Below are 18,047 nucleotides of genomic sequence, written 5' to 3' on the forward strand. Positions count from 1 at the left end.
GACGGTCAGGCCGTCGTCAGGGTCAGGCCGTAGCGGTTCAGGATCTCGTTGATCGGCTGGTACCAGGTCTCGCCGCCGGAGGAGCAGTTGCCCCAGCCGCCGGAGGTGACGCCCTGGGCCTGGTCACCGCTGATGAACGAGCCGCCCGAGTCGCCGGGTTCGGCGCACACGTTCGTCTTGGTCATCTCGCGCACGGCGCCCTGGCTGTAGTTGACGGTCTCGTTCTTGGCGAGAACGGTGCCGCAGTGCCAGTGCGAGGTGGAGCCGGAGCGGCAGATGGAGGCGCCGACCGGGGCCTCGTTCGAGCCGCGCACGAGCTGGTCGGAGACCGTGCCCCAGCCCAGCACCACGGGCACCGTCCACCAGCCGCTGCCGACGTTGACCCAGGCGTAGTCGTTGTCGGGGAACGACGAGCCCTGGATGTTGCCGATGTACGAGCCGTCCCAGCCGTTGACGCCCTGGCCCGCGCCGCCGCAGTGGCCGGCCGTGACGAAGCCGCCCTGCACCGAGAAGCCTATGGAGCAGCGGACATTGCCGGTGTAGAAGGGGTCGCCGCCGACGGTACCCGCGGCCCGGGTGGTGGGCGCGTGGTCGGTGGTCTCGACCTTCAGGGCGCCGCCGGCCCGGCGGGCTCGCGCGAGGAAGTCTTTGACATCGTTGTCGCGCTGCTGTCCCGCGACGACGTCCACGACGACACTGTTGGCCTGCCAGTCGACGCGCCAACTGGCAACGCCCGTGGGGGCTTTGAGGTCGTCGATGCGAGCCTTGGCGGCATCGAGCTGTTCGGCGCTGCGGGTGACGAGTTCGACGTCGGCTCCGGTGGCCCGTACGGCGTCGGCCTTGGCGTCGTCGGCCAGGGCGACGGTCAGCCGGCCGTCACGCGCGGTGAACCAGGATCCCGCGTAGGCGGATCCGGCGGCCCGGCGCGCCTTCTTCTCGGTCGCGGCGGCCGTCTTCTCGGTGGCGAGCCGCGTCTCGGCCTGGGCGCGGGTGAGGCCGAAATCGTGCTGCATGGCGGCGAGTACGCCCTCGGAGGCGGGGGTCTGCGCGGTGGCGGTGGCGGCCGGGACGAATCCCGCCGTCGCACAGGCCCCTGTCACGACGAGGGCGGAGAGGGCGGTGCGCAGGGAGGTGGTGCGTCGTCTCGTACGTCTCATGGTGCGACCCTTCGTTGTTCCAGTGATGTGGGGGTGGAACCGAACGGAACAGCACGGCACATGCTGGGAGCGCTCCCCAGGGGTGCCGGTGGCGCAGCCTAGCGAGGGATCATGGACAGGTCCATGCCAATCACGGGCGCGATCCGGCCATGGTCGACGCCGCTCAGAGATGGGCGCGCAGCGCGAGGGCGATCTCGTCCGCGTGCTCCGGGGTGACCCACTCGCGCTCCGGGCGACGCAGCAACTCGAAGACACCGGGCCCTCGTTGGGCCGCGGGCAGATCCGCGGCGCGGGGCACGATGTGGAAGTGCACGTGCGCGAAGCCGTCGGCCTCGGCGAACTGGACGACGTACGTCTTGGCACATCCCGTGACCGCGCGCAGCGCCCGCGAGACCGCCACCTGCCAGCGGCCCAGGCTCGCCGCCTCGCTGTCACCGAGGTCGTGCACCGCGGTCACATGGCGCCGGGGCAGCAGGACGAGCCAGCCCGGCAGCGCGCTGGTGAAGGAGTGGGCGACGCGCCAGTGGGCGTCGTGAGCGATGCGCTCGCGCGCCGGCAGTTCGTCGAACCGGGCCTCGTTGGCGCAGGGGTAGCAGCCGGCGGGGGTGGACGTCGTGGGTGGGAGCGAGGTCATGGGGCCACGGTGCCGTATCGCGCGGGGTCCTTCCTCAAGATCCGTGCGACTAGGATCCGTGCCATCCGGTCAAGGGGAGGGAACCATGGGGAGCAGTGGGAGACACAGAGGCAGGTCCGTCGCGCTCGCGGCGACGGTGTGTGCGCTGGCCTGGGCGAGCGGCTGCACGGAAGGCACCCCGGCCGCGGCGGGGCACACCACCGCGGCGGCGGCGAGATCGGCCGAGCCGTCGAAGGCCGCCGTACCCGCACGCGTACTGTCACAGCGGGAGTTGAAGGCCGCCGCGCTGCGCGAAAGTTCGCCGATCGACGCACGGCCGTTCGCGATACGCGCCGGAAGTGCCGACCCAGCCGACTGCACGCCGGTCCTCGCGGCCGCGCAGGGCCAGAGCCAGCGGATGCCCCGGGGCATGGTGCACGGCCAGGTCGGGGCAGGGGGCCAGGTGGCGGCGGAGGTCTTCCTCACCGCGTACTCGGCCGAGGACGCCGCGCGGGTCATGGACGACCTGCGAGCCGCGCTGCGCACCTGCCGAGCCTTCCCGACCCTGAACGGCGGCGGGAAGTGGAGCGACATCCGTGCGGCAGAACAACTCGACTCAGGTGAGGAGGAGTTGGCTTTCCGAGCCAAGCTGGTCCCGGTCCCGGACACCCCTGCGCTGGCGACCGAGGTGAGGGTCGTCCGGGTGGGCGCGACGCTCGTCACGTTCGCCACCAATGACATGAGCGGCACCCGCGACGAAGTGAGTACCCCGAAGGACCTGGTACACCGTCAGGTAGCGGCGCTGCAGAAGGTCCTGGCCGCCTCCGCGACATAGACCACCGCCGTACGTGCACACGAACGGCCTGTTTCTCAGCCGGCCAGCAGGGCCCGTAGCCACTGGTCCTCGCGTTGCTCGATGTATTCGGCGTCGTTCCGCCAGGCGTCGCCGTGGCCCTCGGCCCACAGGCGTGCCCAGGGCTGGGCCTCCTGGGCGGCCTGCTCGCGCAGGAAGTCGTGCATGGAACGCGTCCGGCGGCCCAGCAGCGGGACCAACCGACGGCGTTCGGCCTCCGCGAGACCGTAGGCGTCGGCGAAGACGCGCAGTCGGTCCGCGGCGTCCGGGCACTGCCAGTCCGGATGCGCGGACAGCGGGACGAACCCGTGCAGGGCGTAGGCGACGTCCCAGAGGCGCGAGCCGGGGCCTGCGGTGTCCCAGTCGATGAAGGCCCACCGCGTCTCGTCCGCGATCACGAGGTTCCAGGGGGCCAGGTCGTGGTGGGCGATGATGTCAGCGCCCTCGGCGGGGATCAGCGTCTGCCAGTGCGCTTCGGACGGTGGTGTGAAGTCCTGGACGGCATCGTGGAAGTCCCGGATCAGCCGTGCGACGCGGGCCAGTTGTCGAGCGGGTTCCAGCAGCGGGAACCGATCGGGCCAGACCACGTCTCCCGGCATGAAGGTCAGGACCTCACGCCCCTGATCGTCGATGCCGAGCGGGCGGGGTGCCGCGCCGAATCCCACCTCGTGCAGGTGGGTGAGCAGGGCATGCACGGCGGGGGTCCATGGCCCGGCCGGGCGGCGGACGGTGTCCCCGACACGAACGACACCGTCACTGGCGTTGCCGCCGGACAAAGGCTGTTCGTCATGGTGCCGCATCGAGCCAGTGTGTCGGATCGGCTCGTCGCGATCACCCCGTTAAGCGGGCAGCCCCAGGACCTCGCGCACCGTGCGGACGACGCCGTTGTCGGTGTGGGCGGGGGCGCGGTGGCGGGCGCGGCGCAGGACGTCGGGGTGGGCGCCCTCCATGGCGTACGACCAGTCGGCCGCGTCGAGCATCTCCAGGTCGTTGAGGTAGTCGCCGAAGACCATGGTCTGGGCGGGTGTGATGCCCAGTTCGCGCTGGAGGCCGCGGACGGCGACGCCCTTGTTCGCGGTGAGGTTCATGACGTCGACCCAGTGCGCGCCGGAGACGACGACCTGGTGCGTCTCCCTGAGCGCCGCGAGGGCCGGTGCGACGGTCCGTTCCGCCTGGCCGAAGTCGAAGACGGCGACCTTGATGACGTCGTCGTCGACGGCCGTGATGTCGTCGACGACGAGGTGGTTGCGGTAGTACTTGCGCACCTCGGTCATGAACGCCTCGTCGGAGCGCTCCACGTACGCGGACTGCTTGCCGCACACGACGACGCCCAGGTCCCCTCCCCCGCCGCCCGCGCCGGCGCTCTCATCGACGAGTTGACGAATCGACTTGACGATCCAGGAGACGACCGCCGCGTCGAGCACGTTCGAGCTGAGTTCGGTGCCGCCGCGTACGACATAGGTCCCGTTCTCCGCGACGTACACCATGCCGCCGTCGTCCGCGGCGGCGAACTGGGCGGCGAGCGTGGCGTACTGGCGGCCGCTGGCGGGGCAGAAGACGATGCCGCGCCGGTCCAGTTCCGCGAGGAGCGGCCAGACCTCGTCCGGTATGCGTCCGTCGGCGTCGAGGAGGGTGCCGTCCATGTCGGTGACGACGAGGCGGATGTCGGGCGGGGTGGTGGGGAGGGCGGTCCGGTCTTGCTGCGTGGTCACGGTGGTTCCTGGTTCTGAGGGGCGGTCAGGTGGCGAGGGCCGGGTGGGCCGAGTCGACGACGAGGGTGCGCAGGCGGTCCGTCGCGTGGGCGCGGGCGCCGGTCAGTTCGGGAGCGGGCAGGCGGGCCGCGGCGACCGGGACGGGGCGCGGGCCGCGGCGGAAACGGGCGTCGAGCGCGGGGACCAGGTCGGGGCCCCAGCTCCCGCCGACGACGACCGTGCGGGGATCGGCGAAGGCGACGGCCGCCGCGACGACGGCGCCGATCGCGCTGGTGAGGACTTCGCGCGCGACCCGGTCCTCGGGCGCGGCGAGCCGTGCGCGCAGGGCGGCGACGTCGACGGCCGTGGAACCCGCCCGGCGCAGGCCGAGCGCGGCGAACACCTCGGTCAGTGGCAGGGCGGCGCCGTCCGGGCCGGGCACGTACAGGTGGGCGATCTCGCCGGCGAAGCCGTGGGCGCCGCGCCGTACGTCGCCGTCGCAGACGACGGCGCCGCCGAGTCCTTCACCGAGGTGGAGGTAGACGAAGTCGTCGACGCCCCGGGCGCAGCCCTCGGCGCGTTCGGCGCGGGCCGCCCAGTTGACGTCGTTGTCGACGTGGACGGATCCGTCGGCGCCGATGTACGGCGCGAGGACGCCCGGCGGGTCGAGGTCACCCACGAGGAACGGCGCGTCCGGCAGGTGCGCGAGGCGGCCGGTGCCACGGTCGACGGGGTCCGCGGCGCTGACGACGGCGGTGCGCAGCCGGTCCCCGGTGCGCCCGGCGAGGCGTCGCACGGCCGTGTCCAGGGCGTCGCCGACGGCCTGCCGGCCCGCGTCCCGCCCGAGCGGCGTCTCTTCGCGCGCCCGTACGCGGCCGAGGGCGTCGACGGCCTCCGCGGTGATCCCGTGCGGAGTGATCCCGACGACGAGCGCGGCGCCGAGTCCGGGTGCCAGGCCGTAGTACGAGCCGACGCGGCCGCGGCCCGTGGTGCGCTCCCCCGTGTCGACGACCAGGCCCACGGCGGCGAGCCGTCGCACGCTGTCGGAGATGGTGGGCCGGGAGATGCCGGTGCGGGCGGCGATCTCGGCCCGGGTGAGGCGGCTCTCGGACATCAGCGAGCGCAGCACGTTCTCGTCGGTGAGCGCGCGCAGCATCTCCAGGGAGGGGCGCGGCATGGGGTGCGACGAGGGCATGTCCTCAGTCTAGCCACTCAAGTAAGGAGTCCTTCCCAAATCTGCCTGCCCCCCCCTGACCCCCTGATCCCCCTTGCTGTCCCCTTGATCGTGCGGATCTACGCGCCGTACGGTCCGGGCATCCGATCTGATCAGGAGCGTGCGATGGACCGGCTCACGGTGAACGGCGCGGTGCTGCGCCACGACGATCTCGGCCCCGGAGACGGTGTGCCCGTCGTGCTCGTGCACGGCCATCCCTTCAACCGGAGCCTGTGGCGCCACCAGACCGGTGCCCTGACCGCCGCCGGGTACCGGGTGCTCGTGCCGGATCTGCGCGGTTACGGGGAGAGCGAGGTCACCGAGGGCAAGGTGCCGCTGTCCCGGTTCGCCGACGACGTGCTGGCCCTGCTCGATCACGCGGGCGTGGATCGGGCGGTGGTCGGCGGTGTCTCCATGGGCGGGCAGATCGCCATGGAGTTCCATCGGCGCCACCCGCACCGGACGTCGGCGCTGGTGCTGTCCGACACCTCGGCGCCCGCGGAGACCCCGGAGGGCAGGGAGTTCCGGGCCCGGCTCGCGGACCGGCTGCTCGCCGAGGGCATGTCCGGGTACGCCGACGAGGTCATCGACAAGATGCTCGCCGCCTACAACGTCACCACGCTGCCGCAGGTCGCCGCCGATGTCCTCGCGATGATGCGGGCCACCGATCCGCGGGGCGCCGCCGCGGCCCTGCGGGGGCGTGCCGAGCGGCCCGACTACCGGGAGTCGCTGGCGGCCGCCCGGGTGCCCGCCCTGGTCGTCGTCGGCGCCGACGACGTGTACACGCCGGTCGCCGAGGCCGAGGCGATCGCCCGGCTGGTCCCCGACGCGACGCTGGCGGTGATCGAGGGGGCCGGGCATCTGCCGGGGGCCGAGCAGCCGGAGCGGTTCAACACCGTGCTCCTGGACTTCCTGTCCTCCCACGTGCCCCGGTGACCCGCTTCTCGGCGCGCGCGGGCGGGCGCGTCGTCCTGCTGGACCGCGGTGCCGCGGGAATTGGCCGGTCGGGGTGAATCCGCCTACGTACACGACGAGTCGGTTCCGGGAGGACACAGACGTGTCCGTGGCCCGTACCACCACTTCCGCCGCGACCGGGCGCCGGTGGACCTGCTCCGTGGCGGTCGGTGTCGGCGAGGCTCCGGTCTCGGCACCCGGCCGGGGCGTACGCCGACTGCGCCGCCGGGCCGATCGGTCCTCAGCACGCCGCAGGAGGGCGGCGTGGACGGGTCAGAGCACGCGGTGCATGACGTGCAGGCCGACGCGGCCGTGGCGCGGATGGTCGAACGCGTCCGGCACGGTGCCCAGGACGGTGAAGCCCAGGGAGGTCCACAGCCGTACGGCCGGGTTGGTCTCGACGACGGCGTTGAAGACCATCGCGCGGTACCCGTCGGCCTTCGCGGCAGTCAGGACGTGCTCGGCCAGCGCCCGGCCGTAGCCGTGGCCGCCGTGGGCCGGGTCCACCATGAATCCGGCATTGGCGACATCACCGGCCGGACCGCCGTAGTTGGGCTTCACGTACGCGGTGGCGACGATCTCGCCCGCCGCGTCCTCGACGACGAGGACCCGCTTGCCGGCGCCCTGCGTCCACAGGTCGCGGGCCTCCGCCTCGCTTGTGCCGGGGTCCCAGGTGTAGGTCTCCCCCGCGGCCACGATCTGCCGCCAGAACGGCCAGACGCGCTCCCAGTCGTCGGCACGGAAGTCTCTGATCCTCATGCGGCCGAGTCTGGCACAGCACCGTCGTGACCTGGTCAGTTGCCCCAGTTGGAGATGCTGGTGGACAGCTGGTTCATCACGTTGGCGATGCCCTCGCCGAAGGGTGTGGGGGCGATGAGGACTCCGAGGACGAGGGAGACCAGCATCACGAAGAACGTGTCGACCCGCTTTCTCGGGGCGACGGGGCGTCGCAGCAGAAAGAAGGCGATGATGCCCAGTAAGACGGCGACGTCGATGGTGATCATGTGACGGCCCTCCCCCTGTCGACTGACGGGCGCCGACCCCCTCCCTCCTGTGTAGCGGCCGCCCTGTTCGCTGTCCCCGCCCCGTTCCGGGTTGGCCCGAAGCGGCCCGCATGCCCGAAACCGGGTCGGGCGTCCAATCCGACCCCGGTTGACCGGGCGCGACCGGGCCGTCGTAGGGTCCCCTTTTGTCCGTAGCGCAGGTCCCCCTGCACCGCACCCACCTGGAGTTTTCGCCGTGCCCGCACCGTCCACCGCCCCGGCCCCGATCTATGACCAGCTGGTCGACGAACAGGGCGACGTCCTGGCCGTCGCCCGCGAAGCGGCGCAGGAGACCGAGCGCACCGCCGAGAACGTGCTCGACTTCGGCCACGCCCCGGAGGCCGAGCAGACCGCCTGAGGCCGCCGGCCGGACACACCACGACCACCGGCCCCTGCCGTCCCTGGTCACGACCCCGTGCACACCTATTGACGCGTTTTCCAACCCGTCGGTAGCTTCGAATGTCAGCGCGCTGAAATCCCCTGTCTCATACGGAACTTGGCCATGAGCCGAGCCGGTTTCGAAGGAGCTGCAGATGGTGATTCGCGCGTTCCGGGGCGGACGTACGACAGCAGTCGCGGTGGCGTCCGGCGCGGCCCTCGTGGGGCTGGCCGCACCCGCCCACGCCACCGGTGAGACCCTCCCCTACGTGGCGCTCGGCGACAGCTACAGCGCGGCCTCCGGCGTGCTGCCGCTCGATCCGTCCGCGTCGCTGCTGTGCGCCCGCTCCACGAAGAACTACCCGCATGTCATCGCGGCGCGCACCGGCGCCACGCTCAAGGACGTGACCTGCGGCGGCGCACAGACGAAGGACTTCGCCGCGGCCCAGTACCCGGGCGTCGCGCCGCAGCTGGACGCGCTCGGCGCGGACACCCGCCTGGTGACGATGACCATCGGCGGCAACGACAACAACACCTTCATCAACACGATCCTCGCGTGCGCGAGTGCCGGGGTGCTCTCCGCCGGTCAGGGCAGCCCCTGCAAGGACCAGAACGGCAGCAAGTTCAGCGACGACATCGACACCAAGACGTATCCGGCGGTGAAGGCCGCGCTGCAGGCGGTGCGGAACAAGGCCCCGGACGCGCGCGTCGCGATCCTCGGCTATCCGTGGATCATGCCGGCGAAGGCGCAGTCGGGCTGCTTCGCGAAGATGCCGATCGCCACCGGTGACGTGCCGTACGTCCGTGACATCCAGACCCACCTCAACACGGCGGTGCGGCGGGCCGCGGCCGAGACGGGCGCCACGTACGTGGATCTGGCCCAGGCGTCCGAGGGCCACGACGCCTGTCAGGCGAGCGGCACCCGCTGGGTCGAGCCCGCGCTGTTCGGCACCAACTTCGTGCCCGTGCATCCGAACGCGCTCGGGGAGTCGGCCATGGCCGACCTGACGACGGGCGCGCTGGGCCTGGGGTGATCCCGCACCCCTGAACGGCTCATTCCGCCAGGGAAGCGCGCGAGGTACCTGCCTACGGTGAGGCGTCAGGATCTCGAGGCTTCGGCAGGGCGGAGAACCCGTGGGCGGCGAGCGGCAGGGCACCGGCGGGCGACGCGGTCTGTGGATCGGCGGCGCGGTGGCGGTCGTTGCCCTCGGGGCGGGCGGCTGGGCGCTGACGGCGTCCGGCGATCCCGCCCCCAGGACCGGTCCGCTGACGGCCGCGGAGATCCGCGGCGCCGCCGACGGGTTCCTCGACGCCTGGGCCGACGGCGACGCGGAGCGGGCCGCGGACCGCACGGACGACGTACCTGCCGCGGCCAAGGCGCTGCGCGACTACCGGGAACGCGGTCACCTCACCCCCGTACACCTCACGGCGGGCACCCCGAAGGGCGCCCGCGTCCCCTTCGCCGTGCGCGCCCGGTTCTCGTACGAGGGCGGGCGCGCACCGGTGTCGTACGACTCGGGGCTCACCGTGGTGCGGCGGGCCGGGGACGGGGAGCCCGTCGTGGCCTGGCGGCCGGCCGTGCTGCATCCCCGGCTGGTCGACGGCGCCCGGTTCGAGGCGCGGGAGACGACTCCCGCGCGCGTGGACGCTCTCGACCGGGCCGGTCGGCGGCTGGACACCCGGACCTTCCCGTCGCTCGCGCACGTGGTGGACGGGCTGCGCGGCCACGGCGGATCGGCGGGCGGACGGCCGGGCGTCGAGCTGCGGACGGCTCCCGGCGGGCAGGTGCTGGCGTCCGTGCCCGAGGGGGCGCCCGGGCGGGTGCGGACCACGATCGACGCGCGCGTCCAGAAGGCGGCCGAGCGGGAGGTCGCGCTGCGGTCGGACGCCTCGCTGGTGGTCGTCAAGCCGTCGACGGGCGAGATCCTGGCCGTCGCGGGTTCCGGTGCGAAGGGTGCGGACACGGCGCTGCGGGGGCGGCTCGCGCCGGGCTCCACCATGAAGATGATCACGGCGTCGCTGCTCCTGGAGAAGAAGCTCGCCGCCCCCGACCGGCCGCATCCGTGCCCGAAGAACGCCTCGTACGGCGGCTGGACGTTCCACAACGTCGACGACTTCGACATCGTCGGCGGTACGTTCCGCAGCAGTTTCGCCGCGTCCTGCAACACCGCCTTCATCACGCAGGCGGGCAAGATCTCCGACGACGCGCTGTCCCGGCAGGCCCGGGACGTGTTCGGGATCGGGGAGCGCTGGTCGGCCGGCGTCGACGTGTTCGCCGGCGCGGTCCCGGTCGAGCACGCCGCGTCGAAGGCGGCCTCGATGATCGGGCAGGGCGAGGTGCGGATGAACCCGCTGACGATGGCGTCGGTGATCTCCACCGCGCGGACGGGGCAGTTCCGGCAGCCCTACCTCGTCGCCCCGGACGTCGGCCACCGCACGCCGGTCACGGCGCACCGGCCGCTCGACGCGACCGCGCACGCGCAACTGCGTGACCTTCTGCACACGACGGCGACCTCGGGTTCCGCGTCCGGCTCCATGGCGGGGCTGACCGGCGACATCGGGGCGAAGACCGGGTCGGCCGAGGTCATCGGGCAGAAGAAGCCCAACGGCTGGTTCGCCGCCTGGCACGGCGACATGGCGGCGGCGGCCGTGATGCGGCGCGGCGGCCGCGGCGGCGAGTCGTCGGGGCCGCTGGTGGCGGCCGTCCTGAAATCCGCACAGTAGAGAAACAGGAGCGCAACAGAAGCGGGGACGGCGCACAGCGGCGCCCTCCGGCCATGCCGCTCCGCCGGACACTCAACTCGTCGGCGGACCCGCCCCGTTCAGGTCCATGACCGCCGCACCCCTGACGACCTGGCGGTTCCGTCACTCCGGATCCGGGCCGCGGACGCGTCAGGGCCGCACGTTCGTGCTCGTATGCTCGGGGGACGAACGCCGGATCGATCTTGGAGTGACGCAGGTGGCGCGACGGCCGACCCTGACCGCGACGTGGGACCGCTTCGTGGCCTCCGACCCCGGGCTGCTGCGGCTGATGGCCGGCGTGCGCACCGTGGCCGCGATCGGGCTCACGCTCGGCGTGCTCGCCCTGCTCGGCACGGACGTGACGCACATGGTCTCGGGCGCGATGGCGGCGATGGTCGGCACCTTCGCGATCCGCGAGAAGACCGTACGAGGACAGGCGTTGACCCTCGCCCTCGGGCTGCCGACCGCGCTCGTGGCGATGACGCTCGGCGCGCTGCTGCACAGCCTGGTCGTCATCGGGGACGCGTTCTTCGTCGCCCTCATCTTCGGCGCGGTCTACAGCCGCAGATTCGGCGACCGGGGAACGGCGCTCGGCCTGATCGGTTTTCAGGTGTATTTCGTGTCCCTGTTCGTGAACGCGTCGGTGGATCAACTCCCCCTCCTGTTCGGTACCTTGGCGATCGCGTTCGCCTGCAGCGCGGTGGCCAGGTTCGCGCTCGTGCCGGAGACTCCGCAGCGGGTGCTCGGGCGGCTGCGCGACGCGTTCCGGGCGCGGCTCGCGCAGCTCGTGGACGCCCAGACCCTGCTGCTCGACGCGGCACCGGAAGACCTGGACGACGTCCTCGACGATCTGCGGCGGCGCACCGCCCGGCTGCACGAGACCGCGCTGATGATCCAGGGCCGCCTGGAGGACGGCACCCGCGACGACGCCGCCGCCGCGCTGATCCAGCGCCGTGTCGCCGACGCCGAGGTGGCCGCCGAGCGGCTCGGCATGCTGCTGCTCACCGCCCGCAGCTCCGAGCGCGCCGACACCCTGACCCTGCATCTGCCGGGCGCCCCGGTGCCCGCCACCGGCAAGCTGCTGCGCGCCGAGGACGAGTCCACCGCGCTGCTCCGCCGCGACCTGGGCGCCCTGCGCCTGATGGTGGCCCGCCCGGCCGAGGCGAACCGCGGCACGGCCGTCGCCCACGTCCGCAACCGGCTGCTCGGTTACCGCGACGAGGAGTGCATCCCGCCGGGCACGACGCTCGCCGTGCAGGACGTGTTCCGCGGCATCGGTGAGGCGGCCCGTTCCGTCCTGGGTCTGCGGCTCGCGCTCGACGGGCCGCAGGACGAGTCGGACGACTCCCCCGCGACGACCCGCTCGCGCGAGGAGTTCGACGCCGAGGACGTCTCCATAACGAGCACGGAGCAGGACGAGCCGGCGGAGCCCGCGGGTTTCCAGCGGCCCACCACGCGGGCCGCGTTCCAGGTCGCCGTCGGTTCGGCGCTCGCCATCGTCGGCGGCGAGTTCCTGTCCTCGCAGCGCTGGTACTGGGCGGTCCTGACCTGCTGGGTCGTCTTCCTGAACACCGCGTCGACGGGCGAGATCGTCGTCAAGGGCTACCGGCGGCTGCTCGGCACCGTGCTCGGGGTCGTCGCCGGTGTGGCGCTCGCGGGCGCCGTCGGGCACCACACCTGGCTGGCGTTCGTGCTGGTCCTGGTCTGTGTGTTCGCGATGTTCTTCACCGCTCCGCTGTCGTACGCGCTCATGTCGTTCTTCGTGACGGCGATGCTGGGCCTGCTCTACACCCTCCTGAACACCTACAGCCTCGACGTGCTCGTCCTTCGCATCGAGGAGACGGCGCTGGGCGCGGCCTGCGGCATCGTCGCGGCGATGCTGGTGCTCCCGGTCCGCACCGACCGGCGCACCGACGAGCAGCTCGCCGCCGTCCTGGAGCGGCTCGGTGACGTCGTCGAGGGCGCCGTGGAGCAGCTCAGCGGCGGTCCGGCCGTCGACCTGCTCGACAAGGCCCGCGACCTCGACACGGCGCTGGACGACCTGCGGGCGGCCACCCAGCCGCTGACGCACCCCATCACGCCGCTGCGCGAGCGCCGGCAGACCGCCCGCTATCTGGTGGCGCTCCTGGAGACCTCGGCCTATCACGCACGCTCGCTCGCGGCGACGGCCGAGCTCGTCCCGTACAGCAAGCGGATCGGCGCGGATCCGCGCCTGGCGCGCGCGGCACGGCGCATCGACCACAACATCGACGTGCTGGTCGCCCATGTGAACGAGACGGAGGACACGGGCCGCGTCGAGTCGGGCGCGAGCATCACGGCGATGCTGGAGACCGACGGTCTGGGCATGCCGGCCGCGAACACCGTCACGTTCCGCGTGCTGCGGCATCTGCAGCGTCTCGACGAGGGCATCACCGGTCTGGCCCGGCCGCTGGGCGTGCCGGTGGGCCCGCGCGCGTAGGACGCCGTCTCGCCCGAACGGATGTGCGTCGCGGGGCCGCGGGATGGCAGGCTTGTCCCGGGCACGTGTGCGTGCCGCACCTTCTCGACCTGGAGTTCTTCGCATGACCGTCCCCGTCACCCGCGGCTTCGTGGGGCGCCCCCGCAGGCATGATCCGGGGCTGCCGCCCGGCCAGTACGACGCGCGGGACGACTGGCCCGTCCTCTCCGCGGAGGTGACCCCGCGGATCGCCGAGCGGGACTGGACCTTCCGTGTCGACGGCCTGGTCTCCGAGCCGCGCACCTGGACCTGGGACGAGGCGCGTGCCCTGTCCACGTCCGCGTACGAGGGCGACATCCACTGCGTGACGGGCTGGTCGAAGTTCGGGGTGCGCTTCGGGGGCGTGTCGCTGGACACCTTCCTCGACGCCGTGCGCCCCGACGCCTCGGCCACCCACGTGGTCGCGTACTCCCACACCGGCTATTCGGCGAACCTTCCGCTCGCCGACGTCAGCGACGGCAGGGCCTGGGTGGCCTTCTCCCACGACGACGCGCCGCTGCCCGCCGAGCACGGCGGGCCCGCCCGGCTGCTGGTGCCGCACCTGTACTTCTGGAAGAGCGTGAAGTGGCTCGCGGGCCTGCGCCTCCTCGACCACGACGAGCCGGGTTTCTGGGAGCAGAACGGGTACCACGCACGGGGCAACCCCTGGGAGGAACAGCGGTACTCCGGTGACTGAGACGACCTTCACGCCACCCACCCGGTTCGCCGTGCCCGGCCGGATCGAGGTCGGCCGGCAGACCGCGGCCGCCTGGCAGCGCGCGGTGATCACCGAGATCCGGCGCGAGACGCCCCGCGCCTCGACGTTCCGGTTCGCGGTCCCGGGCTGGCAGGGCCATCTGCCCGGCCAACACCTGATCCTGCGGCTGACCGCCGAGGACGGCTACACCGCGCAGCGCCACTACTCGCTCGCCTCTCCCCCGGACGACACCGGGCACATCGAGCTGACCCTCGACCACGTGGACGGCGGCGAGGTCTCCGGGCATCTCCACGCCGTCGCCCGGGTCGGCGACACGGTGGAGGTCCGCGGCCCGCTCAGCGGCTTCTTCGCGTGGCCCGGCGACCGGCCGGCGCTGCTGATCGGCGCGGGGTCGGGCGTGGTTCCGCTGATGTCGATGCTGCGCCACCACCGGCTGCGGCGGCCGGCCGTCCCCCTGCGCCTGTTCGTGTCCGCGCGCACGGGCGAGGAGCTGATCTACGCCGATGAGTACGGGGACGAGACGACGCCGGTGCTCACCCGCGAGGGCGAGCGACGGCGCCTGGCGGCCGACCATCTGGCGCCGTGCTTCACGCGGGGCGCGCCCGCGTGGGAGGCGTACGTGTGCGGCTCCAACGCGTTCGCCGAGCACGCCTCGCGGTTGCTGGTCGACCTCGGTCAGCCCGTGGAACGGATCCGGATCGAGCGCTTCGGCTAGTCCCGCAACGGCGGAGGCCGGGACCCCGCCGTGTGGTGGGGTCCCGGCCTCCGCCGCGTACACGCTGAGGATCAGAGCTGGCCGGACTCGGCGATCGTGATCTTGGCGGCGGTGGCACCGCTGCGCGAGCCGAGCGACTCGATCTTCTTCACGAGCTCCATGCCGTCCTCGACCTCGCCGAAGACGACGTGCTTGCCGTCCAGCCAGTCGGTGACGATGGTGGTGATGAAGAACTGCGAGCCGTTGGTGTTCGGGCCGGCGTTGGCCATGGAGAGCAGGCCCGGCTTGGTGTGCTTGAGCTGGAAGTTCTCGTCGGCGAACTTCTCGCCGTAGATGCTCTTGCCACCCGTGCCGTTACCGGCGGTGAAGTCGCCGCCCTGCAGCATGAACTGCGGGATGACGCGGTGGAAGGACGAGCCGGCGTAGCCGAAGCCCTTCTCGCCCGTGCACAGGGCACGGAAGTTCTCCGCGGTCTTCGGGACGACGTCCTCGAAGAGGTTGAACGTGATCCGCCCGGCGGGCTCGTCGTTGATCGTGATGTCGAAGTAGGTCTTGATTGCCATGGGCGCAATCCTTTCATCACGAGCCCCGAAATGCCGATTCGGGCGGGCGGTGTGGCCGCATCCGTACGGTCCGTAGCGTTCCGGCCGCGCAATGTGGCCGAGTCGGACCGCGGCGCGGGAGGATTCCACCCGCCACCACAGCTTGTGAGACGAGTACCAGGGCTGCCTACGATGACGCGAGGCCCCACGCTCGGCGGTGGCCATCGACCGGGAGGGGACCCCCATGATCATCTTTGGCACGCGCGGTTACGTGTATCAGCTCGCGATGCTCACGCTCGTCTGCGGCGGCTGCGGCAACCCGTCGGCGCACTCGCTGCGCAAATACCTCACGAAGTTCACCCTGTTCTTCATCCCGCTGTTCCCGATCTCGACGAAGTACCGCACGCAGTGCACGTTCTGCGGCATGGAGCACCAGCTGCCCAAGGAACAGGCGGAGGGCATGCTCGCCACGGCCGTCGCCCCGCAGGGCCACCCGTCGCAGCAGCAGTCGCAGCACCACCAGGGCTGAGCGGCGCGCCGGGCAGACGACAGCCCCGCCGCCTCGCAGGGGGGATAAGCAGAGGCGGCGGGGCTCATGCTCGAGCGCCCGGGGGGTGGGGCTGCCAGAGCCTGTCCGTTGTCTGGTGCCCGGGATCGGTGCGAGCATGCACACCCGTTTGCGGAAAACTTCGGGCCGCCGCCGGGCACCGGGGCGGCAGGCTCCACCACCGCGCCCTGACGCCGGGTGACGGCGCGGCGGTCCACGACTCCCCGTACCGGGAGATCGGACGCCGGAACACGCGACGTTGACCGAAAACTCTCGCTCAACGGCACATCGAAATCGCACGGACCAACACCTTCCGGTGATTCTCCCCGCGCCAACACACCCACCCCCACCTCGACTTCACGGCCCGTATAAGGTCGGATCGGCAGCTACCACGATCAGTCGAGGCAGGGGCGAGTTCACGACGAAGTCGCCCGCCGGGAGAACTGCCCGGCTTGTCCGGTCTTCCCGTCGCGCGGCGTGACTAGCATGAGCGTTCGTACGGTCCGGAAGATCGGCGTCCTCTTCGGCGCGGACAGCCCGGATCCGCCGCCGACCCGACCGGTCGAGTGGCCGCTCCCCGCACGCAACGACCGAGGGACCGCGGAATGTCAGTGCCTGCTCCACCCTCCTCTACCCGCTCTCAGCCGAAAGCCGGGGCGGGTCGACCGTCGCTGGTCGCGGTGCTCACCGTGCTGGTGGTGGCGGCCGCCGCGGCAGGCGGCGCGGCCGCGCTCGCTCCTGCTGCCGCGCGCACCTGGGCGGTGTGGACGGCCCTGACCGCCTGGGCGTGCCTGGCCGTCGTCCTGGCCGTGCACACGGTGACCGTCGGCCGCGCCCGACGTGACGCGGAGGCGGCTCGCGCCGAACTGGCCCTGGCGAACGGCCGGTTGACCCAGCAGTCCGCCGAGGCGGCCCAGCTGGTGAACGTCACTTTGCCCGGCGTGGTGCGGCACCTCCAGGACGGCCGGCTCCCCGCCCCGACTCCGCCCTACGATCCCCAACTGGCCCGCATCCTCCAGGAGTTCACGACTTCGCTGAGCGAGGCCGTGCAGCAGGCCGCGCGGACCGCCGCGGAGCGTGACGCCGCCCGCAACGAACTGCGCCAGGCGGCAAGCGAGTTGGAACTCCTGACCGCGAAGACGTTCCCGGCCGCGGTGGAGCGGCTGCGCGAGGGCGCGTCCGCCGACACCGTGCTCGCCGAGCCGACCTGGCCCGAGAACCCCCTGTTGAGGGTTCCCGCCGAAGCGTTCCTGCGGGAACTGGCCGTGAGCGAGCGGCGCGGCGCCGCCGCACAGGCCGCGTCGGCGAAGGCGCTCGGCCGGGTGCAGGCGAAGGCCGTGAGCATGCTCGCCGACCTGCGCACCATGCAGGAACGGCACGGTGAGGAGGTCTTCGGGGACCTGCTGCGGCTCGACCACGCCACTTCGCAGCTCGGGCTGATGACGGACCGGCTGGCGCTGCTCATGGGCGGCCGCTCCAGCCGCGCCTGGAACCGGCCGATCGTGATGGAGAGCGTGCTGCGCGGTGCCGTCGGCCGCATCGCGGCCTACCAGCGGGTGCGGCTGCACTGCGCGACGGACGCGGCGATCGCCGGCTTCGCTGCCGAGGGCGTGATGCACCTGCTCGCCGAACTCATGGACAACGCGGCGAACTTCTCGCCGCCCATCGACGAGGTGCACGTGTACGTGGAGGAGCGCTCCGCCGGGCTCGTCGTGACCATCGAGGACAGCGGCCTGAAGATGGCCGACGCGGCGATGCGGCGCGCCGAGGACGCGGTGTCCGGTCAGGTCACCGACCTGGCCTCGCTCCAGGGCACCCGGCTCGGGCTCGCCGTGGTGGGCCGGCTCGCCGCCAAGTACGGCATCGCGGTGAACTACCGGCCGTCCTCGCGCGGCGGCACCGGCGTCGTCGTCCTGCTGCCGCCGCAGGTCCTGGCCCAGCAGCGCGAGCAGGCACCGCCCGTCAACATCCCGCGTCCGGCCCCCGCCGAGCGGCACGAGCGCGCCGACGCCCCTGCCGCGGACGCCACGCCGGTCACCCCGGCCGCCCCCGCCGCCGCCCCAACGGACAGCCCGGACACCGTGCACCTCATGAACGCCGCCGGCAGCGCGAACACCACGGCACCGGCCGAGCCGCGCCCCGCCGGTGCCGTCGGGTCGACGCCGAACGGGCTGCCGGTCCGCCCGCCGGGCCGCACGATGGCCGCGGTCGAACAGGAGCGCTCGCGCCCCGCCCCCGCCGCGGACCGCACACCGTCCAGGGACGCCGGTGCCCGCTTCGGCGCCTTCCACGCCGCCCGCAGGGCGAAGGAAGCCCGCACGACCGAACCCCAGAACGCCGAGGACACCGACGCCCGCGGCACCGACCGGCCGGGCGCCACGGACTGACCCCCCGGCACCGCCCGG

The 18,047-nt window shown here is 72.5% G+C and carries 18 protein-coding genes; 10 read left to right on the forward strand and 8 right to left on the reverse strand.

What is annotated here, in order from left to right:
- Window positions 1–5: 5 nt before the first annotated feature.
- Both K377_RS18165 and K377_RS18170 read right to left on the reverse strand, forming a co-directional pair.
- Window positions 6–1,157, reverse strand: a complete 1,152-nt coding sequence (locus K377_RS18165) for a S1 family peptidase (RefSeq protein ID WP_111664431.1) — start codon at window positions 1,155–1,157, stop codon at window positions 6–8.
- 163 nt (window positions 1,158–1,320) lie between these two features.
- Complete coding sequence (locus K377_RS18170) at window positions 1,321–1,791, reverse strand: HIT family protein (protein WP_111664432.1); 471 nt, start codon at window positions 1,789–1,791, stop codon at window positions 1,321–1,323.
- Window positions 1,792–1,876: 85 nt separating this feature from the next.
- On the opposite strand from K377_RS18170, the gene K377_RS18175 reads away from it, so the two are divergent.
- On the forward strand, window positions 1,877–2,605 hold the full coding sequence (locus K377_RS18175; RefSeq protein WP_111664433.1) for a hypothetical protein: 729 nt from the start codon (window positions 1,877–1,879) through the stop codon (window positions 2,603–2,605).
- Between the two features lie 35 nt (window positions 2,606–2,640).
- Here K377_RS18175 and K377_RS18180 read toward each other — a convergent pair whose 3' ends face one another.
- Genes K377_RS18180 through K377_RS18190 form a run of 3 tightly spaced genes read right to left on the reverse strand, consistent with a single transcriptional unit; the run spans window position 2,641 to window position 5,509 of the window.
- On the reverse strand, window positions 2,641–3,423 hold the full coding sequence (locus K377_RS18180; RefSeq protein ID WP_111664434.1) for a phosphotransferase enzyme family protein: 783 nt from the start codon (window positions 3,421–3,423) through the stop codon (window positions 2,641–2,643).
- A 39-nt stretch (window positions 3,424–3,462) separates the two neighbouring features.
- On the reverse strand, window positions 3,463–4,335 hold the full coding sequence (locus K377_RS18185) for a Cof-type HAD-IIB family hydrolase (protein WP_111664435.1): 873 nt from the start codon (window positions 4,333–4,335) through the stop codon (window positions 3,463–3,465).
- Between the two features lie 25 nt (window positions 4,336–4,360).
- Window positions 4,361–5,509, reverse strand: a complete 1,149-nt coding sequence (locus K377_RS18190; RefSeq protein WP_111664436.1) for an ROK family transcriptional regulator — start codon at window positions 5,507–5,509, stop codon at window positions 4,361–4,363.
- Between the two features lie 144 nt (window positions 5,510–5,653).
- Between K377_RS18190 and K377_RS18195 the strand changes: the two genes are divergently transcribed.
- Window positions 5,654–6,463: an alpha/beta fold hydrolase gene (locus K377_RS18195; RefSeq protein ID WP_111664437.1), complete on the forward strand. Its 810-nt coding sequence runs from the start codon at window positions 5,654–5,656 to the stop codon at window positions 6,461–6,463.
- Between the two features lie 291 nt (window positions 6,464–6,754).
- Here the strand turns inward: K377_RS18195 and K377_RS18200 are convergent, their stop codons facing one another.
- Both K377_RS18200 and K377_RS18205 read right to left on the reverse strand, forming a co-directional pair.
- On the reverse strand, window positions 6,755–7,240 hold the full coding sequence (locus K377_RS18200) for a GNAT family N-acetyltransferase (protein WP_111664438.1): 486 nt from the start codon (window positions 7,238–7,240) through the stop codon (window positions 6,755–6,757).
- A 35-nt stretch (window positions 7,241–7,275) separates the two neighbouring features.
- Window positions 7,276–7,485 carry a hypothetical protein gene (locus K377_RS18205; RefSeq protein WP_111664439.1) on the reverse strand — a complete coding sequence of 70 codons (210 nt, stop codon included), beginning with the start codon at window positions 7,483–7,485 and terminating at the stop codon, window positions 7,276–7,278.
- Window positions 7,486–7,720: 235 nt separating this feature from the next.
- Here K377_RS18205 and K377_RS41690 point away from each other — a divergent pair, with 235 nt between their 5' ends.
- The 6 genes from K377_RS41690 to K377_RS18230 all read left to right on the forward strand — a co-directional run bounded on the left by K377_RS41690 (window position 7,721) and on the right by K377_RS18230 (window position 14,553).
- A complete protein-coding gene (locus tag K377_RS41690) occupies window positions 7,721–7,882 on the forward strand; it encodes a hypothetical protein (protein ID WP_181512599.1) in 162 nt (53 codons plus the stop codon).
- 175 nt (window positions 7,883–8,057) lie between these two features.
- On the forward strand, window positions 8,058–8,936 hold the full coding sequence (locus K377_RS18210; RefSeq protein ID WP_111664440.1) for an SGNH/GDSL hydrolase family protein: 879 nt from the start codon (window positions 8,058–8,060) through the stop codon (window positions 8,934–8,936).
- A 100-nt stretch (window positions 8,937–9,036) separates the two neighbouring features.
- Entirely contained in the window at window positions 9,037–10,626 is a 1,590-nt protein-coding gene (locus K377_RS18215) for a penicillin-binding transpeptidase domain-containing protein (protein WP_111664441.1), read from the forward strand.
- 307 nt (window positions 10,627–10,933) lie between these two features.
- Window positions 10,934–13,102: an FUSC family protein gene (locus K377_RS18220; RefSeq protein ID WP_237551800.1), complete on the forward strand. Its 2,169-nt coding sequence runs from the start codon at window positions 10,934–10,936 to the stop codon at window positions 13,100–13,102.
- A gap of 103 nt (window positions 13,103–13,205) precedes the next feature.
- Window positions 13,206–13,817, forward strand: coding sequence for a sulfite oxidase-like oxidoreductase (locus tag K377_RS18225; RefSeq protein WP_111664442.1), 612 nt, complete (start codon window positions 13,206–13,208; stop codon window positions 13,815–13,817).
- A complete protein-coding gene (locus K377_RS18230) occupies window positions 13,810–14,553 on the forward strand; it encodes a ferredoxin reductase (protein WP_111664443.1) in 744 nt (247 codons plus the stop codon). The genes K377_RS18225 and K377_RS18230 overlap by 8 nt, the downstream gene beginning before the upstream one ends.
- Before the next feature lie 71 nt (window positions 14,554–14,624).
- Here the strand turns inward: K377_RS18230 and K377_RS18235 are convergent, their stop codons facing one another.
- Window positions 14,625–15,116 carry a peptidylprolyl isomerase gene (locus K377_RS18235; RefSeq protein ID WP_111664444.1) on the reverse strand — a complete coding sequence of 164 codons (492 nt, stop codon included), beginning with the start codon at window positions 15,114–15,116 and terminating at the stop codon, window positions 14,625–14,627.
- A 223-nt stretch (window positions 15,117–15,339) separates the two neighbouring features.
- Here K377_RS18235 and K377_RS18240 point away from each other — a divergent pair, with 223 nt between their 5' ends.
- Window positions 15,340–15,624, forward strand: coding sequence for a zinc-ribbon domain-containing protein (locus K377_RS18240; RefSeq protein WP_111664445.1), 285 nt, complete (start codon window positions 15,340–15,342; stop codon window positions 15,622–15,624).
- A 623-nt stretch (window positions 15,625–16,247) separates the two neighbouring features.
- Window positions 16,248–18,029, forward strand: a complete 1,782-nt coding sequence (locus K377_RS18250; RefSeq protein WP_111664446.1) for an ATP-binding protein — start codon at window positions 16,248–16,250, stop codon at window positions 18,027–18,029.
- Window positions 18,030–18,047 lie beyond the last annotated feature (18 nt).

This window comes from Streptomyces sp. PsTaAH-137 (genome assembly GCF_003259365.1).
In the GTDB taxonomy this organism is placed as follows: Bacteria; Actinomycetota; Actinomycetes; order Streptomycetales; family Streptomycetaceae; genus Streptomyces.

Bases quoted from the DNA above. Each gene is read 5' to 3' on its own strand.
- K377_RS18165 (WP_111664431.1), bottom strand. From the start codon at position 1,157: ATGAGACGTACGAGACGACGCACCACCTCCCTGCGCACCGCCCTCTCC.
- K377_RS18170 (WP_111664432.1), bottom strand. From the start codon at position 1,791: ATGACCTCGCTCCCACCCACGACGTCCACCCCCGCCGGCTGCTACCCC.
- K377_RS18175 (WP_111664433.1), top strand. From the start codon at position 1,877: ATGGGGAGCAGTGGGAGACACAGAGGCAGGTCCGTCGCGCTCGCGGCG.
- K377_RS18180 (WP_111664434.1), bottom strand. From the start codon at position 3,423: ATGCGGCACCATGACGAACAGCCTTTGTCCGGCGGCAACGCCAGTGAC.
- K377_RS18190 (WP_111664436.1), bottom strand. From the start codon at position 5,509: ATGCCCTCGTCGCACCCCATGCCGCGCCCCTCCCTGGAGATGCTGCGC.
- K377_RS18195 (WP_111664437.1), top strand. From the start codon at position 5,654: ATGGACCGGCTCACGGTGAACGGCGCGGTGCTGCGCCACGACGATCTC.
- K377_RS18200 (WP_111664438.1), bottom strand. From the start codon at position 7,240: ATGAGGATCAGAGACTTCCGTGCCGACGACTGGGAGCGCGTCTGGCCG.
- K377_RS18205 (WP_111664439.1), bottom strand. From the start codon at position 7,485: ATGATCACCATCGACGTCGCCGTCTTACTGGGCATCATCGCCTTCTTT.
- K377_RS18210 (WP_111664440.1), top strand. From the start codon at position 8,058: ATGGTGATTCGCGCGTTCCGGGGCGGACGTACGACAGCAGTCGCGGTG.
- K377_RS18220 (WP_237551800.1), top strand. From the start codon at position 10,934: ATGGCCGGCGTGCGCACCGTGGCCGCGATCGGGCTCACGCTCGGCGTG.
- K377_RS18225 (WP_111664442.1), top strand. From the start codon at position 13,206: ATGACCGTCCCCGTCACCCGCGGCTTCGTGGGGCGCCCCCGCAGGCAT.
- K377_RS18235 (WP_111664444.1), bottom strand. From the start codon at position 15,116: ATGGCAATCAAGACCTACTTCGACATCACGATCAACGACGAGCCCGCC.
- K377_RS18240 (WP_111664445.1), top strand. From the start codon at position 15,340: ATGATCATCTTTGGCACGCGCGGTTACGTGTATCAGCTCGCGATGCTC.
- K377_RS18250 (WP_111664446.1), top strand. From the start codon at position 16,248: ATGTCAGTGCCTGCTCCACCCTCCTCTACCCGCTCTCAGCCGAAAGCC.